This window comes from Thioalkalivibrio thiocyanodenitrificans ARhD 1, assembly GCF_000378965.1.
Taxonomy (GTDB): Bacteria; Pseudomonadota; Gammaproteobacteria; order Ectothiorhodospirales; family Ectothiorhodospiraceae; genus Thioalkalivibrio_A; species Thioalkalivibrio_A thiocyanodenitrificans.
Genome location: NZ_KB900536.1, coordinates 3,051,402 through 3,066,996, shown reverse-complemented (window position 1 = coordinate 3,066,996; position 15,595 = coordinate 3,051,402). Strand labels below are relative to the sequence as shown.

13 protein-coding genes are annotated in these 15,595 nt (G+C 61.7%); 8 read left to right on the top strand and 5 right to left on the bottom strand.

What is annotated here, in order from left to right; translation table 11 throughout:
- The first annotated feature begins 12 nt into the window (after nt 1–12).
- Together THITHI_RS0114510 and THITHI_RS0114505 are read left to right on the top strand one after the other, a co-directional pair.
- Entirely contained in the window at nt 13–321 is a 309-nt protein-coding gene (locus THITHI_RS0114510; protein WP_018231894.1) for a transposase, read from the top strand.
- A complete protein-coding gene (locus THITHI_RS0114505) occupies nt 318–1,181 on the top strand; it encodes an IS3 family transposase (protein ID WP_018231893.1) in 864 nt (287 codons plus the stop codon). The genes THITHI_RS0114510 and THITHI_RS0114505 overlap by 4 nt, the downstream gene beginning before the upstream one ends.
- Nucleotides 1,182–1,312: 131 nt before the next feature.
- Here the strand turns inward: THITHI_RS0114505 and THITHI_RS0114500 are convergent, their stop codons facing one another.
- Both THITHI_RS0114500 and THITHI_RS19180 read right to left on the bottom strand, forming a co-directional pair.
- Complete coding sequence (locus THITHI_RS0114500; RefSeq protein ID WP_018233830.1) at nt 1,313–5,065, bottom strand: DUF7933 domain-containing protein; 3,753 nt, start codon at nt 5,063–5,065, stop codon at nt 1,313–1,315.
- A gap of 914 nt (nt 5,066–5,979) precedes the next feature.
- On the bottom strand, nt 5,980–7,845 hold the full coding sequence (locus THITHI_RS19180) for a S8 family serine peptidase (protein ID WP_018233829.1): 1,866 nt from the start codon (nt 7,843–7,845) through the stop codon (nt 5,980–5,982).
- 339 nt (nt 7,846–8,184) lie between these two features.
- Between THITHI_RS19180 and THITHI_RS19175 the strand changes: the two genes are divergently transcribed.
- From THITHI_RS19175 to THITHI_RS0114470, 4 genes are all read left to right on the top strand, one after another.
- Entirely contained in the window at nt 8,185–9,963 is a 1,779-nt protein-coding gene (locus THITHI_RS19175) for a GGDEF domain-containing protein (RefSeq protein ID WP_018233828.1), read from the top strand.
- Nucleotides 9,964–10,014: 51 nt separating this feature from the next.
- Complete coding sequence (locus THITHI_RS0114480) at nt 10,015–10,611, top strand: TetR/AcrR family transcriptional regulator (RefSeq protein ID WP_018233827.1); 597 nt, start codon at nt 10,015–10,017, stop codon at nt 10,609–10,611.
- A 73-nt stretch (nt 10,612–10,684) separates the two neighbouring features.
- A complete protein-coding gene (locus THITHI_RS0114475) occupies nt 10,685–11,101 on the top strand; it encodes a DsrE family protein (protein WP_018233826.1) in 417 nt (138 codons plus the stop codon).
- An 11-nt stretch (nt 11,102–11,112) separates the two neighbouring features.
- On the top strand, nt 11,113–11,349 hold the full coding sequence (locus tag THITHI_RS0114470; RefSeq protein WP_018233825.1) for a sulfurtransferase TusA family protein: 237 nt from the start codon (nt 11,113–11,115) through the stop codon (nt 11,347–11,349).
- Nucleotides 11,350–11,597: 248 nt separating this feature from the next.
- Here the strand turns inward: THITHI_RS0114470 and THITHI_RS0114465 are convergent, their stop codons facing one another.
- The 3 genes from THITHI_RS0114465 to THITHI_RS19640 form a co-directional block, all read right to left on the bottom strand.
- Nucleotides 11,598–12,533 (bottom strand): carbon-nitrogen hydrolase family protein, encoded by a 936-nt coding sequence (locus tag THITHI_RS0114465; protein WP_026186373.1) that lies wholly within the window; start codon nt 12,531–12,533, stop codon nt 11,598–11,600.
- Nucleotides 12,534–12,695: 162 nt separating this feature from the next.
- Nucleotides 12,696–12,989, bottom strand: coding sequence for a group II intron maturase-specific domain-containing protein (locus tag THITHI_RS19170; RefSeq protein ID WP_018233823.1), 294 nt, complete (start codon nt 12,987–12,989; stop codon nt 12,696–12,698).
- Nucleotides 12,970–13,836 (bottom strand): REP-associated tyrosine transposase, encoded by an 867-nt coding sequence (locus THITHI_RS19640; RefSeq protein WP_232199471.1) that lies wholly within the window; start codon nt 13,834–13,836, stop codon nt 12,970–12,972. Before THITHI_RS19640 ends, THITHI_RS19170 begins: the two co-directional genes overlap by 20 nt.
- Before the next feature lie 288 nt (nt 13,837–14,124).
- Between THITHI_RS19640 and THITHI_RS20855 the strand changes: the two genes are divergently transcribed.
- A complete protein-coding gene (locus tag THITHI_RS20855; RefSeq protein ID WP_018233820.1) occupies nt 14,125–14,841 on the top strand; it encodes a hypothetical protein in 717 nt (238 codons plus the stop codon).
- Nucleotides 14,838–15,590 carry a collagen-like protein gene (locus THITHI_RS19860; protein ID WP_018233819.1) on the top strand — a complete coding sequence of 251 codons (753 nt, stop codon included), beginning with the start codon at nt 14,838–14,840 and terminating at the stop codon, nt 15,588–15,590. Before THITHI_RS20855 ends, THITHI_RS19860 begins: the two co-directional genes overlap by 4 nt.
- Nucleotides 15,591–15,595: the final 5 nt, after the last annotated feature.

Below are 15,595 nucleotides of genomic sequence, written 5' to 3'. Positions count from 1 at the left end.
AAGGAGTGTCCCATGACCGTCAAACGCAAGCCCTATAAAACCTATCCCGAAGCCTTTAAGCTCGAAGCCCTGCGCTTGCTGGAGGAATCCGACAGGCCGGCCAGTGAAGTAGCCCGGCAGCTCGGCATCCGACGCAACCAGCTCTACAAATGGAAGGAACAGATGAGTCAGAAAGGCAAGGTGGCTTCAAGCAAACGGGGCCGGCCCAGGAAAGAAGGCCAGAGCGAGATGGCCACGCTTCGCCAGGAGAACAAGCGGCTCAAGGAGGAGAATGAAATCCTAAAAAAAGCCGCGGCGTACTTTGCTCGGGAGTCCAAGTGAAGTACGCCTTCATCCGGGAACACCGTCATCAACACACCTTCTCACGGCTGTGCGCGGTACTGGGGGTCTCCCGTAGCGGGTACCACGACTGGCTGGATCGGCCCGAGAGCCCGCGGACCCAGGAAAGCAAACGACTCACCGCGAAGATCGCCTACTATCATCAACGTTCCCGGCAAAACTACGGCTCGCCGAAGATCCACAAAGACCTGGTCGCCGAAGGCGCGGCCTGTGGTGTTAACCGGGTGGCTCGCCTGATGAAGGCGGCGGACATCAAGTCCCGGATGGCCCGCAAGTTCGTCATCACCACGGATTCGAAGAACACCCTGCAGCCCGCACCCGATCTGCTACAGCGACGATTTACCGTCGACCAGCCGGACACTGCCTGGGTTTCTGATACCACCTTCATCCCCACCCGCGAGGGCTGGCTCTACCTCGCCGTGCTCCTGGACCTCTTCTCCCGTCAGGTGATCGGCTGGGCCATGGGCAACCGCAACGATACCGAACTGGTGCAGCAGGCCCTGACTATGGCGCTGTGGCGTCGAAAAAAGGTCGACAACCTCATCGTCCACTCCGATCAGGGCAGCACCTATGCCTCGACGACGTACCGGCAGCAGTTACGCGAGAACGGCCTGCGCTGCAGCATGAGCCGCAAGGGCGAGTGCCTCGACAACGCGGTGGCCGAAAGCTTCTTCGGTTCCCTGAAGAACGAACTGGTGCACCACGAGGACTACAAGACCCGGGCAGAAGCCAAGCAAAGCCTCTTTGAGTACATCGAGGTGTTCTACAACCGGCAACGACGGCATGCTTCGTTACGCTACCTGGCGCCGGTAGAATACGAAGCACGATACGCGAGCAATTAAACCGTCCGTTTTATTGGGGGAAGCTCAAGTCTAGCAATAGATAGTAATTCGAGAGGAGACACAGGCGTCAAGTTGAACCTCCCCCATATCTCGACTGACTCCTACGAACGAACCCGTCGCCCGGGTTTCGTTCAGCAGGCCCCGGGCCGACGCCGCCGCCAATTCGGTCCGATTATTCCGGCAGCGCCGATCAGTGCCAGCAGCAACCACAGCGCCCAGCCACCGCCAATCGGAATCGGCACCGGTTCATCGGAAGATTCAATCGGGGGCAACTCCGTTCCCCCGCCTATGGCGGTAATCGCAGTATCGGGCTCCGATTCGATGGCCGGGGCCGATGGCGTTCCGGCTCCCGCAGTGGCCGTTGCCGTATTCTCCACCCGGCCGGCGCTGACATCCTCGTCGGTGGTGACATAGGTGCCGGTGCAGACCAGCGCACCGTCGTCGGGCGAGAAGAAGTTGTCGTTATCTCCAATGCTCGACACCGGCGGACAGCTCACATCCGGGATCAGCGGGTCGTCGATCAGCACCGGTCCGCTCAGGATCGCCGGGCCGGAATTGGTGACCGTGAAGGTGTAACTGATCGTCTCGCCCGCGGCCTCGAACTGCTCCGGATCGGCGCTTTTCACCACGTCCAGCGCGGCGGTCGCGACCGTGGCATCGTCGCTGCCCTGCACGTCGCCGGTCGGGGCCGTGGCCTGCACGGTTGCCCATGTGGTCAACTCCACGGCCTGAGCCACGGTCTCGGGCCCGGCAATGCATACTGCGATGTGGGCTTCCGGATCGGCGAAGTCGGCCACTGGCAGCACAAAACCCTGTCCCAGCGCATTGCCCTGCGTATCGGTCCAGACGCAGTTGGAAAGGTCAAGGCCAAGTTCGGGGTCAGACAGCGAGATGGCCGACAGTTCGCTCTCGCCGATGTTCTCGACCGCATACCTGAAATAGACATCGGTGTTCAGCGCCACGCCCACGTAGTCGGACCAGGCGCCATCGATGTCGGACGTCAGGCCGACCTGCTTCAGTAGCCGCACCGAGGGAATGGGCTCATCGACCAACAGCGTGGCCGTGGCCTGATTACCCTCGATGGTCACGCCGTTGAAGACATGGCGGACCGGGCCGGAAACGTTCTCGAACCACGCCGGCAACTCCATGCCCGGATCGGCCAGTTCCACATCCACTGAAATCTCGCAGACGGTACTCGGCGGCACCGTGGCGCCGAAAACCTCCACGAGATCGGCCGCGGTTCTGCTGACTGTCGGCGACCCGCAGTTGCCGGTGGCCTCGTCGGCCAGCGGATTTGCCAGCACCAGACCGTCCGGTAGCGTATCGCTGAAGCCGACCTGCTCAATCGCATCTGAACTGTCGTTGTTGGTGATGCGAAAGACCAGGCGCGTGGCGCCGGCGGGATCGAACAGTGGGTTGGGCTCGAAGAACTTGACCATCGAGGGGGTCTCCGACGGCGCGTCGACCGTGAGGCTGGCTCGGGCCGAATTGCCCGCCAGCGTCTCATTGGCATCGATCGGGTCGCTGAGATTGGTCAGCCCGCCCACCGAGGTTGCCCGCACGTCGACTGCCAGCGTGCACGTAGCCGAGGCGTTAATGCTGCTGTCTTCGAGCACCAGCACGCCCTGCGGGTCTTCGGCCCAGACCCCGCCAGTGCAGTTGTTGTCGAAAGTGTCGGGCACCACCTCGAGTCCCGGCGGCAGCGCGTCGACCAGGCGCAGGCCGGTCAGCCCGTCCGCCGCGTTCGGGTTGGTGATGGTGAAGAGCAGCCGAAGCTCCTGACCCAGCCCTGCCGAACTTACCTCGGTTCCGGGTGGGCTCTCGAAGCGCTTGCTGACCTGCGGAGGATCCGGCGCAGTCGAGGGGTCGGCATCGGTGCAGGTATCTCCGTCGGAAATCATTACATCCAGGACGCTGACATCCTGGTTGGTGCCCGAGGCGCCATAGGCATAGACGCGAAACACGGTAATGCCGTCGCCACCGCCGGTGCCGTCGTCCAGGTTGCCCAACCCCGAGGCGCGAAGGTTGCGGAACCCGACGGAGTTGGAACGGGTGGGCACCGGAGTGAGCGTCGCCGACTGGGTGAGGCTGGATGTGTCCGCGCCCCAGAACAGCGTCAGTGACTCGGGCGCGTTGACGTTCTGGCGGAATGCCTCCAGCGCGAAGTCCACGGTATCCAGGCCGACGGTATTCAGGCTGAACTGGTAGTAGGCATTGGACGAAAGTGCCTGGGACAGACTCTGGTTGGCGGTGTTGGCACGCGCGTTCCAGACGCCGCGTCCGGAGATGGTCGCGGTTGAAAAGGTCAGGCCCGCCCCGCCCGAGGCGGCCGGAGAACGGTTCTCGGGATCGGCGGTCGCAGTGGGAGTCGACGCACTGTCGAAGCCGTCCCAGGCCACCAGCGCATTCGGTGTGCAAACCTGTGGCGGTGGCGGGAACTCGGTGACTTCCAGCTCGGCGGTGGCATTGAGCGTGAATTCGGGATCGCCCGGATCGCCGACCCGCAAATCGACGCTGTTCTCCAGCGTCTGCGGATAGCTGGCGCCGGCATCCTCCGGCACCGTCACGTCGACCAGGATGGTACAGGAGCTGTTGGCTTCCAGCTCCCCCCCCGCCAGTGATATGACACTGCCGCCGGCAGAGGCATTCGTGCTGCCACCGCAACTGCTTGAGAGGTTGGGATCAGCGGCCACTTCCATGCCGGCCGGAAGGGTGTCGGTGAACGAGTACCCGCTTTGGGGAATCGGGTTCGGGTTGGAAATCGTGAACCGCACCGTGGCGATGCCATCGGCCCCGATTGTGCCGGGAATGAATCGCTTGCTGAATTCCGGCGCGCTGGGCGTGAATACCACGAGCTCTCCGGGCGAGCGAACGAAGTCGGTGTTGTAGTGGAAGCTGGAACCGGAAAAGTCGTAGATCAGGGCTTCCAGGTTGACCCGCTCGCCGCCGCCGGAAACGATGCGGATCTGATAGACGGTCGTGACCGTGCCGCCGGCCTTGCCGGTCGCCAGGCACGACAGGTAGTTCGGGCTGTTCGGGTCCGGGTCCCATTGGCAACCATCGCCGTACAGGCTGGGATTCGGATCCGGAATGAGCGGGTCGAAATTGCGGGTAGAGTAATCGGTGCTGACCGAGAGCACCTGGAATATGGTGTTTGACAGCGTGAGGAACGACTCGATCTGCTCATAGGCGGTCGCGGTTTGCGTGGTCAGCTCGATGAAGTAGGTCTCGCCGACCTCCAGATTGAGCGAGGAACCGCCACCGAGCAATTGCCAGTCCGAGCCGTCGGCCTGCCGGCCCCAGCGGATGCTCTGGGTCCGGTTTCGGTTCTGCGAAACCAGCCGCTCGACGAAGATCTGTCGCGGGGTCGGCGTGACGGCAACCTCCGGGCCCGCGGTAGCGGTAATCCGGTACTCACGGGAAACTCCGAACGCGCCGGCACCACGAATCACCTGGATCTCGAAGTACGCGTCCACGCACTCGCCGGCCTCCAGCGGATCGAACTCCAGCACCGTCAGGGAACCGGGGCGGCTGATGATCCAGTCGTCGGGCGTTCCGGCGTCGGAATCCGGACCGTCCCAACTGAACTCGGCCGTGACCGCGTCAGTACCGGTCCCGCTGTCCGAGCATACACTTGCCCCGACCGGAAACAGTTCCGGCCCTTCGCTCAGCGGCCGATTGTGATCCAGGCCCACCACGTCCCAGGTGATCGGCGTCACCGTAAGCTGTGCGACGGCGACAGCGGGGAGTGCAAGAAGGAACATGGCAAGCAGTGCCGGCAGTACGACGCCGGCACGCGTGACGGGGGCTTGACCATTCTTTACGCGCCGCCATCCGGCGACAAAAGACAGGATCTCACGATGCAAGGGGTGGATCTCCAGCATTCTTATTATCGACTGCCACGGCGTGACAGTTCCTTTATCGGCCGTTCATGCTTACCGATGGGTACCAATCTTTCCCGCAAAGTGCCTGACGCGCAGGTCCAGGGGGTCGTCATGAACATCAACCAGAGATCGCGCAAATGCCTCCCCTCCCGGTCACCTTACGATGCCTTCACTGAGGCGCTGCATCGTGCCCTTGCGACCAGAATCCGCCGGGTCTATCCCATCGATGAGGAATGCGCAGAGCTAATGGTTGATTGATTCTAAAATTGGAAAAATGTGACGTCAATCACAAATTTTCGGGCCCAGAATCCGAGCGAAACAGGGGGGAACAGAGGACATATATGGACGCCTCCCTTGTTTCAAGGGCTGTATTGAACCGCTTGTGCGATCGCCGCCCGCGCTGAAATTCGGTTCGCGGACATATATCCGGGCTCTGTATGGAAAGACTGAAATGCGTTTCCGGCCCTCAATGAGATCAGGGAGCCCCGGCCGCCTAAACACCCACTCGGTTTACTGACCTGGTCCTAAAGCAGGCTCTTGCCGGGGCATTGACCTGTTGTTTCATCGCGTCGGCGAACTCACGGGCGTGAAACTCGGTTATGTCTTCCCGAAGGCCTTGCCTGGCTCGTAGGCGCAGCCCTTGGCCACCACGTTCCAGCTGATGCGTGCGATCTTGTTGGCCAGCAGGGGAAAGGTGACAGATCCTGAGGTTTCCCCAGAAATACTCTCGTGTAAACCGATAGTTACGTACTACGCTTGATGAAAACAGCGCGCATGACAGGTTTTTTGTTCCTCAGGTCTAGCCACCGTGAGGAACGAAAACCGGGTCAGAGACCAATAACCACTGGTATTAGCGGCAATTGCTCTCTGACCCGGTTGTTCCCGGCGCGGCTAAAGCCCGGCGACCGCCAGTTCTACTTGCAGTATCCCGGGTCTGCGTCTTCATACGCTCCCGGATCTTCGCCGTTGAGCGTGACGATCTTCGTCTCGTAGCAGCCCGCCGGGTGGTTGTTGATGCTGTACGAGGCGTTGCCGTTCGAGTCGGTCGTAGAGGTGCCTTGCCAGGAGGCACCGGTCGTAGTATTGGCGACGACGACCTCGACGCTCACGCCACCGGCGGGTCCATCGGCATCGGCGATCGCGACCGTGACGGTGAGGTGGCGGTCGCTGTTCCGTCCGCCCGAGGTCTGGTAACTGATCGATTCGACCAACAGGGCCCCGGTACCCGCCTCGCTCACGGTGATGACAACGCTGGCGCTCGCGGCGGGCTCCTCGATCTGCGCCGTGATCGTGTGTTCACCCGCAGCGAGCTGGGCCGTGAAGCTCGCGCCTGTGCCGATCTCGCCGTCGATGCTCGATGTCCAGCGCAGGGACAACGAGAGATCGCCGCCCTCGCCGTCGTCGGCTGCACCCTCGAACAGGATGTTGTCACCGACCAGGAATGAGGTGCCGTTGGCGGGGCTGTGGATGCTCACTGAGGCCACCGCCTCGCCGGGCGGGGCGGCGGTGCCGGCCACCATCACCGGCGCGAAGAGATTGCCGTCGCCGACGTCGAGCAGCGGCTCGTGGTGACCGTCGCCGGAGGTATCCACCCAATCGAGGTTGCCGGCCTGGGTCAGTTCGGCACGCACCTGTTCGGGGTTCGCGATGCCACTTGCCACCAGGATCGCGGCGGCGCCGGCGGCGTGCGGCGCGGCCATGCTGGTGCCGCTCAGGGTGCGGTAGGCCGCGCCCGGCCAGGTCGAGAGAATGCATACGCCGGGGGCGGCGATATCGATCAGCCGGCCGAAGTTGCTGAAGTTGGCGAGCGTGTCGTCCGTGTCCTGGCGGCAGGTGGACGCACCCTCTCCGCCCGGCAGGCCGTCGAAGTCGGCGAGCGCGGATACCGTGATGACATCCGGATGCCTGGCGGGGCTGAAGGTCTCCGCGTCCTTTGCACTGTTGCCGGCCGAGACGACATAGCTCACACCGGCCTTCACCGAGTTGGTTATGGCCTGATCAAGGGCCTGGCTCGTGCACTCGCAGCCCAGGCTCATGTTGGCGACGCGGACGGTGTGGGCCCGCGCCGTCACCCAGTCGATTCCGGCAATGATCCAGGACATGTAACCGGAACCGTCGTTGCGCAGCACCTTGACCGACCACAGGCGCGCCCCCGGGGCGACCCCGACGACGCCGATGCCGTTGTCGATGGCCGCGATCGTGCCGGCGACGTGCGTGCCGTGTCCGTTACCATCGTCGCCTCCGCTCTTGCAGCTTCCAGCCCACGGGCTGCCGCCGGAGCAGTCGACGCTCGTCACGACGTGGAGATCGGGATGCGTCGCGTCGATGCCGGTATCGAGCACAGCAACGTCGGCATCCACGCGCCAATCGTCCACCCCGTCGATTTCGAGTCCCGGATTGTCCATGGCGAAGACCCGCCGGATCCCGGTGGGGACCGACTGGGACATGATCCGGACCATCTGGTCGGCCTCGATGAAGTCCACGAGCGGGTTGCGGCGCAGGGCGTCCGCGCTCCTGGGGCTCAGTGCAGCGGAGAAGCCCTTGAGGGCATGGGCATAGACGAACCCGGCCTCGAAACCGTGCTGCCGGGCGAGATCACGCGCGACCGCGCCCGGGTCGTGCACGTCGGGCCTCAGCACCACGATGTAATGTCCCTCGATCACCCCCTTCGGCGTAAGCGGGGCGGGTGCAGACGCCGCCACCGCGAGCAGCGGGGCGAACAGGAGACTCACAAGAAGGAGGATACCGGCGTGTGCGGCAGGGGAGACCTTGCGCTTCATGGCACACCCCCGGTGTAGAGTTTTTTGAAGTTGTAATCTCTACTGCATCTACGTTAACTAGCAGGTAACGGCGTAATGTCAAGGACACAACGGTACGCCTCGCCATTGGGCGTACACAGCGCCATGTCGGGTCGGGGGATACACCTGCACCATCCTGCGGAGGCCGCCAGTCGCGCCGCCCCGTCCGGTCAGTCCGCTGATCGGGTTTCCGGGTCCGACCGCGTGTCGCCCCCTTCGTCGCAGTCCGACCCCGTCTTGCCCGTCATTGGTCGGGAATTACTATGTATTGCTAGACTTGACCCCTGTGTTTGTGGTGTGCAGCCCGTCAGGAACATTGAGATGACAAACAAACAGCAGGCTTTTCGAGCAGTGGAGTTGGGTGACGGCAAGGCTCTGTCCCTGCGCACCGGCGCCACCGTGGGGCAGGTGGCGCAGCGGAACATTCTGCGTTGCGATCCGTCTACGCCCCTGCACGAGGCGGCCAAGCGCATGTGGACCCATCACTGCAGTTGCATCGTCGTATTCGAAGAAGATCAGATGGTAGGAATCTGGACCGAGCGGGATGCCATCTGCCTGGACTTTACGGTCCCGGAGGCAATTGACTGGCCTATCCGTCAGGTGATGAGTTCACCGGTCGTCACCCTTTCTTCGGACACGCCCCTGGAGGACCTGGCGACACGAGTTCAGAAGCACGGCGTGCGCCACTTCGTGGTAGTCGACGAAAGAGACGGTTCGCCTCAGGGCGTGATCACTCAGACGGACGTTGTGGTGCATCAGGGCATGGAGCATTTTCTCACGCTGCGCACCGTGGAGTCCGTGGTGCGGAGGGACGTGCCACGGCTTGGCGAGGAGCGACCTCTGTCCGACGCCCCGCAATTCATGCGCCGCTCCGTCTCCGACGCGGTACTCGTTGACTACGGGGACGGCGACACGGGGATCGTCACCGAACGGGATATGGTGCGCTTCGTGGCAAGCGGCTTGAAAGATTCACCGTTGGGTGAGGTGGCCAGCCGCCCGTTGTTCACGGTGCCTGCAAGCGAGAGCCTGGCGCGCACACGCGACTTGCTGGCCGAGCGGGGCCTGCGCCACGTGGGTGCGACGGACGACGGCCGGATCATCGGCATTGTCAGCTTTGCCGAGATCCTCTCAGGCATCGAGGTGGACTACCTGCGCGAACTCGGCCGTGTGCTACGGGAGAGGGACGTGGCGCTGGCTCAGTCCCGGCGCAGTCTGCACGTGGCCGAGCAGATCATCGAGAACTCCCTGCAAGGCGTGATGATCACCGATTCCGATGGCGTGATACAGCGCGTCAACCCGGCCTTCACCCGACTGACCGGTTACACGCCGGAGGAAGCGGTGGGCCGGACCCCTGCACTTCTCAGCTCCGGCCGTCAGGGGCCGGAGTTCTATGACAAGCTTTGGCGTTCCCTCAAGGAGCGGGGCCACTGGGAGGGCGAATTGTGGAACCGCCGCCAGAGCGGCGAGATCTATCCGCAGTTTCTCAGCATCGTTGCCATACGCGACGAAGAGGGGCGGGTGCTTCATTATGCGGGCCAATTCAACGACATCTCCGAACTGAAAAGGCGTGAGGAGAAGATTCGTCACCTGGCCTACTACGACCCGCTCACGGGACTGCCCAATCGCCGCCTGCTGGATGACCGCCTGGCCATCGCACTGGCGAACGCGAATCGTCATGGGCGCAAACTGGCGATCATGTTCGTGGACCTCAACGACTTCAAGTACATCAACGACACCTACGGGCACCAGGCCGGCGACGCCATACTTGAACAGGTGGCCGCACGTTTGCTCGGCGCGGTTCGGGCCGGAGATACCGTGGCACGTTTCGCGGGCGACGAATTCGTGCTCCTGTGCCTTGATCCCCACACCGAAGGCGAACTCGAACGCATCATGGAGCGCGTCCACACCCTGATGGCGACACCCTTCCCGCTGGAAGGGCGTGAACTCGCCCTCACCGTGAGCATGGGCCAGAGCGTGTATCCCGATGATGGTGAGACGGCGGATGATCTGTTGCGCCACGCCGACGCCGCCATGTACGAGGCCAAGCGTCGTCGCAACAGACCCCTCGGGGAGAAAGAGGGGCGGAGTGAAATTCGATAAAAATGGAACTTCTTGATTGACTAGAACGAATGTTCATTCTAATCTGGAGGCATGGATACTCGTACAGAAACCCAACGTGCCCGCACCACCCCGGCCACCGAGCAGGTGCTGGGGGCGGCGCTGAATCTCTTTACCGAGCAGGGGTATTTCAATACCTCGATCCCGGACATCGTTAAGGCCTCTTCAGTCAGTACCGGCTCCATCTACCACTACTTTCGCGACAAGGAGGGTATCGCCCGGAGTCTCTACGACACCCTGGTCGAGCGGATGGAGTCGCATTTCAACGAGATCGAGGCAACCCATACCACGGCCTGCGATCGCTGCCGGGCAGTGATCGCGCTGCTGTTTGATCTGACCGAGCAGGAGCCTGCGGTGATGCGGTTCATGCTGTTTTCCCGCCATCGGGAGTTCATACCGGATCAGAAGCCGGTCTGTTCCTCGCGCCCTTTCGTACAAATGCGCGAGATGGTCGCCGCCGGGATGAAGGGCGGCGAAGTCCGGGAGATGACCCCGATCATCGCCGCCTCGGCCGTGTTTGGCGGCGCCCTGCGCTTGATTCAATTACGTCTGGACGGGATTCTGGACGCGCCATTGCCGGAGTATCTCGATGAGATCTGGCAATGCGCCTGGCGGTCGGTGGCGGTCTGAGCAACGTGTTCAACCCGCATCGGCCTTTTTTTGGTCCTCAGGTTAGAACGAATGTTCGTTCTAGGAGGCAATAATGAAATCACTCGCAATCGTGGTCCGCGAAGACGGGTACGACAAACTGCTCACGCCCCTGGCGTTTGCCTATCTGCAGGGGTCCGAGGGCACCCAGGTCGATCTGCTGTTTGTGAACTGGGCGGTCAAGGCACTCACCGAGGAAGGCGCGAAAGGCCAGGTGATCCAGGGGGAGCACGCCGACCAGGATGGCTGGGTTCGCCAGCAAGTCGAGAAGGCGGGATTGCCGCCGGATATCTATGACGTGATCAAGGCCCTCAAAGCCACCGAGAACGTGAACTTCTATGCCTGCAGCCTCGCGGCCAGCATCTTCGGCGTCAACGAGGACAACCTGATCCCGGAAGCCAGCGGTATCGTCGGCGCATCGTGGTTTTTGAATGAAAAAGCCGCCAAGGCCGAACATTGCCAGTATTTTTAAGGAGCAAACATATGAGCGATATCAGGGCTGACAGCAAACTGGATACCAGCGGCAAATGTTGTCCCATGCCGATCGTGGAAACCAATGTAGCCATGAAGAAGATCAACAGCGGCCAAGTGCTGGAGATCATTGCCACCGATCCCGGAACACTCACCGACATCCCCGCCTGGTGCGAACGCACGGGACACACGCTGATGAGATCGGGGGAGAGTGAAGGGGTGATCCAGTTCTATGTCAAGAAAGGCTGAAGTCAATCACCAAGGAGAAGGTGACGGATCTACTTTTGCCCTGCAGAAATCGATCCGTCACCTATTCCGATGGACCCCGTCTCGCCCCCATTGGTCGAGAATTACTATGTATTGCTAGACTTGACCCCCTTTGTCCGTACCTGACGACAACGTTCAGGCGCGTTCGAGGCGCTGTGCAGCCTTGCGGAAGCAAGGCTGCACAGCGGGTCAGACGTCACCTGCAACGTGTTGTCAGATTTCTCTCTCAACTACTTGAACACCACGGGTTTCTGAGGCTCTCTATTGATGCTTAAGTTGAAAATATCCGGCCTTGAGTAATGTCCCGCCACATCGAGAGCGCGTTTCGCATTCACCGCGCTCTGAGCATCTATCTGTGCAAACAGGATCCCCTTTTCCTCTCTCATTGGGCCCGCAACAATTTCGCCACCAGGTGCAATAACAACGGAATCACCGGCATTTATCCAGGTTTCCGAGTCGGGGTAGATTGTGTCCTTCTCGGGGAAATCGGCCGGAATATCTTCTCGGGTCAGTGCGACACCGCAGGAAATCACCCAGCAGCGGCCTTCCCGGGCAATGTGCTGCATAGTGCCGATCCAGCCTTCACCGCAATCATAGGTCGGTGCCACATAGAGTTGTACGCCCTGCCCATAGAGCGCGTATCGTGCCAAGGGCATGTAGTTTTCCCAGCACAGCAACGTACCTACCTTGCCAACTGCAGTGTCAATGACTTTCAGGCCGGACCCATCACCGAAGCCCCAAACCATTCTTTCCGGGTTGGTTGGCATCAGCTTCCGATGCCGGTTCAAGATGATGCCATCGTCGCCTATGACAACGACTGTGTTGTAAACCGTAGCCTGGCTGAGATCGCCGGCCCTTTCATTCAGACCGCAGACTATTGTGACCTGATGTGTTTTAGCGGCCTCACACAGCGAATCCAGTTCCCCGGCATCGACGTTGACCGAACTATTCAGCAGGCGTGTATGCAGCTCCTCGTTCAGTGACCAGTCACCTCCCGGCCGGAGCCGCCAAATCCATGCGGGATATCCCGAGATGAAAGCCTCGGGGAACACAATCAACCTCGCGCCGCCTTTGACGGCTTTTTTCACCATTGCAATGGCTAGCGCAATCGTTTTCTCACGATCAAGGAAAGCCGGAGATTCTTGTACTACTGCAATTGTTTCCACGACTATTCCCCTTTGTGGTGATGGTACTCGTCGCAGTAGGGACGCCGGTTACCCGGCGCCCCCTGCACAGATCCCGCCGTGCGGTTTTCCCGCACCGGGCTCTTCAAACATACTCACTCGCGTAGCAAGACCAGCGCTCACGCAAGCCCCCCGATTCACTGCTTACCGGACGGGCTGGACGGGGCGCGGAAACGCGAAGCGCTCCAGCACCCGATTCAGCCTCGACCATGTCAAGCTTCGTCTCTGACTGCGTCGATTCAACCACTTGTACAGCAGCTTTACCACTTCCTTGTAGAACGTCCACAGGCCCCGGCTATTGCCCACCACCCGGAAGTAGTTGTAGTGACCACGGACCTTCCGGGCGAGGGTCGTGAGCAGGGCAGCCAACGGCTTGGGCCGATTGGCTTTGCGCCTTCCCGGGGTCACCTTCCCGGGGTCAGGTCTCCCATTGCCCATTCCGTTGTTCCTGCTTGAGCGCCGTCTCGAACCGCTGCACCGCTCGGCTGACCGTCATGCGGCTTACACCGAAATGTATCGCGATCTCCCGCATGCTGTAGGCGCCACTGCGGTACGCCTCGGCGATCGCAAGGTCTCTAGGTGAGAATCTATCGGCATAGTAAGCGAGGTCGCGGGCCACAGGGCGTTTCTGTGTTGCCGGAATCTCATCGAGCGGTTGCTTTGCGTCGATTCGACCTTGCATCTCCTCAACGAATCGTTCAGATCCGAGATAGATCTGGTTCTTCAGCCGCGCCCACGGGCCCGGTTGCCCGGTGCCGTCGGCCACGAAGCGCTCGAAGGCTCTTCTCGCCAGATCGCGCTCATTGCAGAAAGCGGTCAGGAGCCAATCGGTGGTGAGAAACTCCGGTCTGTACGCGAGCCCCACGGTTGGACGATAACTGCTCCACGGCCATTCTCCGGCCGCCGGCACCATACGGGCCCGCACCGGATTGAGCACGATGTAGCGGGCCAGCTCCAGGAGATACGTTTCCTTCTGCACGAGAATGCCGCTGAAACGGCCTTGGAAGAGGTGCCCCACGCGCCGGTGGCGACGATTGATGTATTGCGTGTAGACGCCGTTGAGCTGCCGCATTCCGCGCGAGAGGTTCGCCTCGGGCGTCTCAACCAGGAGGTGATAATGGTTTGTCATCTGGCAATAGGCGTGACAACGCCAACTCAATCTCGCGCACACCTCGCCCAGGGTATCGAGGAACCGAGATCGGTCATCGTCCGAGAGAAAGATACTGCGCCGTTCGTTTCCTCGAGCGGTGACATGATACAATGCCCCGGAAAATTCGATTCTCAGTCATCTGGCCATCCCTAGCCTCGCTCGTTTGGTGGTTGTCCTCGGCTACGATAATGCCGGGATCAGTGGGTGTGCATTGGGAGACCTTACCCCATGGAAGGACCGAATGATCATGGAGCCGACATCCATCCCCGAGCAGAAGTGCTGCACCCGGCTGCCTCTGGCAAGGCATCAGGCCCTGTGGCGAGCGCTTCTGTGAGCCCGCTCCCCATCCAGGCTCATGGGCGACACCCCGGCCGCCTGCCACGGGTACTTCGATTCCCCGCATCGCTGACACTGGCGGCTCTCTTGCTGACCCCGGGGGCCACCCTCGGCCAGCAGAATGATATTTTCCCTTTGCTCGAGTGTGTCGACGTCATCGAAGAGTACGACATGGTGGTCGGCCATATGGCATACGCCAGTCGCAGCTCGGATCAGCGGGTTATCGAGGCGGGTGAAGACAATCGTGTCTCCCCTGGCCCCGCCGACCAGGGCCAGATCATCGAATTCCGGCCTGGATATCATTCAAAAATGGGCATGGCGCTCGCATTTTTTGCATCCGAGCAGAGCTCGATGCTCTGGGAGATCGAAGGCTCGAGCGTCACCGTCACTGACAACCCGAGCATCCACTGTCGGTCCGCGCAATGTGTTTGTCCGCCACGTCCCGAGGGCCCGACCGGTGAACAGGGCGCGATGGGTGCGGCAGGCGCGGTCGGGCCAGCCGGACCCACGGGCCCCGAAGGCCCTGCAGGAATCCAGGGGCCGCGGGGGCCCGATGCGCTTTCGGCTTGCACCTGGGTCAGCACCCAGTCCGACGACGGCGAAGCGTTGGCTGTATGTGGCGACAACCGACAGCTACTGTCCGGGGCCGCCGGTTGCGACAATGAGCCGCCCCTGCAGCCCGAGGTCTGGACTGGCGGGGTGGTGCAGAGCAGCCTGCCGGTCGACAACAATGCCTGGGCGGTAAGTTGCCGCATTGGCCGGGCCACGGCGAAGGCGCTCTGCTGCGGGGAGCCCACCTTGTGAACACGTCCCGGCCAAAGCTGCTGGTTCTGCTGGCGCTGCTGTTCCTGAGCAGTCAGCCTGCTCTGGCCCTCGAGCCGATTATTCCAATGCTTGAATGCGTGGAATACGACGAAGACACCCAGGAAGCGACCGCGCGCCTGTATTACATCAACATGAACGACTTCGTGGTGAATCTGCCTCCCGGCGGCGACAACTACATCTCGCCGGCACCAGGCAATCGCCGTCAGCAAAGCCGGTTTGTTCCGGGACTGCACTGGCGCGATTTCACCATCACCTGGAATGTCGAAAGCACGCCTCAGTTGACCTGGCACCTGCTAGGCAATGAAGTCGTCATGCATGCGTTCAACAGCAGGCTTTGCGGCATCCCCGAATGCCGTACCGATCCCGGCCCACAGGGGCTGACCGGTCCGGAAGGACCGGAAGGCCCCACCGGACCCGTCGGGCCGCAAGGCGATCAAGGCCCCCGGGGCGCGCCCGGCCCGATCGGCGAACCGGCGCCAGGCGCCACCAGTGGCTGCCGTACCGTAACGACAGCCGAGGGCGGAGATACCGCAATCGCCGCCTGTGCAGCCAACGAGGTCCTGGTCAGTGGCGGTGGCCATTGCGACGACACGCTGATCACCGATACCCAGAATTGGGCCACCGGACAAATCCGGGCCAGCTACCCCGACTCGAACGGCCTGTGGGCAGTGGAATGCGCACTGGGCCACGCGACCTCCCACGCAATCTGCTGCCCGGCTTCGCAATAGGAAAC

Bases quoted from the DNA above. Each gene is read 5' to 3' on its own strand.
- THITHI_RS0114510 (WP_018231894.1), top strand. From the start codon at position 13: ATGACCGTCAAACGCAAGCCCTATAAAACCTATCCCGAAGCCTTTAAG.
- THITHI_RS0114500 (WP_018233830.1), bottom strand. From the start codon at position 5,065: ATGCTGGAGATCCACCCCTTGCATCGTGAGATCCTGTCTTTTGTCGCC.
- THITHI_RS19180 (WP_018233829.1), bottom strand. From the start codon at position 7,845: ATGAAGCGCAAGGTCTCCCCTGCCGCACACGCCGGTATCCTCCTTCTT.
- THITHI_RS19175 (WP_018233828.1), top strand. From the start codon at position 8,185: ATGACAAACAAACAGCAGGCTTTTCGAGCAGTGGAGTTGGGTGACGGC.
- THITHI_RS0114480 (WP_018233827.1), top strand. From the start codon at position 10,015: ATGGATACTCGTACAGAAACCCAACGTGCCCGCACCACCCCGGCCACC.
- THITHI_RS0114475 (WP_018233826.1), top strand. From the start codon at position 10,685: ATGAAATCACTCGCAATCGTGGTCCGCGAAGACGGGTACGACAAACTG.
- THITHI_RS0114470 (WP_018233825.1), top strand. From the start codon at position 11,113: ATGAGCGATATCAGGGCTGACAGCAAACTGGATACCAGCGGCAAATGT.
- THITHI_RS19170 (WP_018233823.1), bottom strand. From the start codon at position 12,989: ATGGGCAATGGGAGACCTGACCCCGGGAAGGTGACCCCGGGAAGGCGC.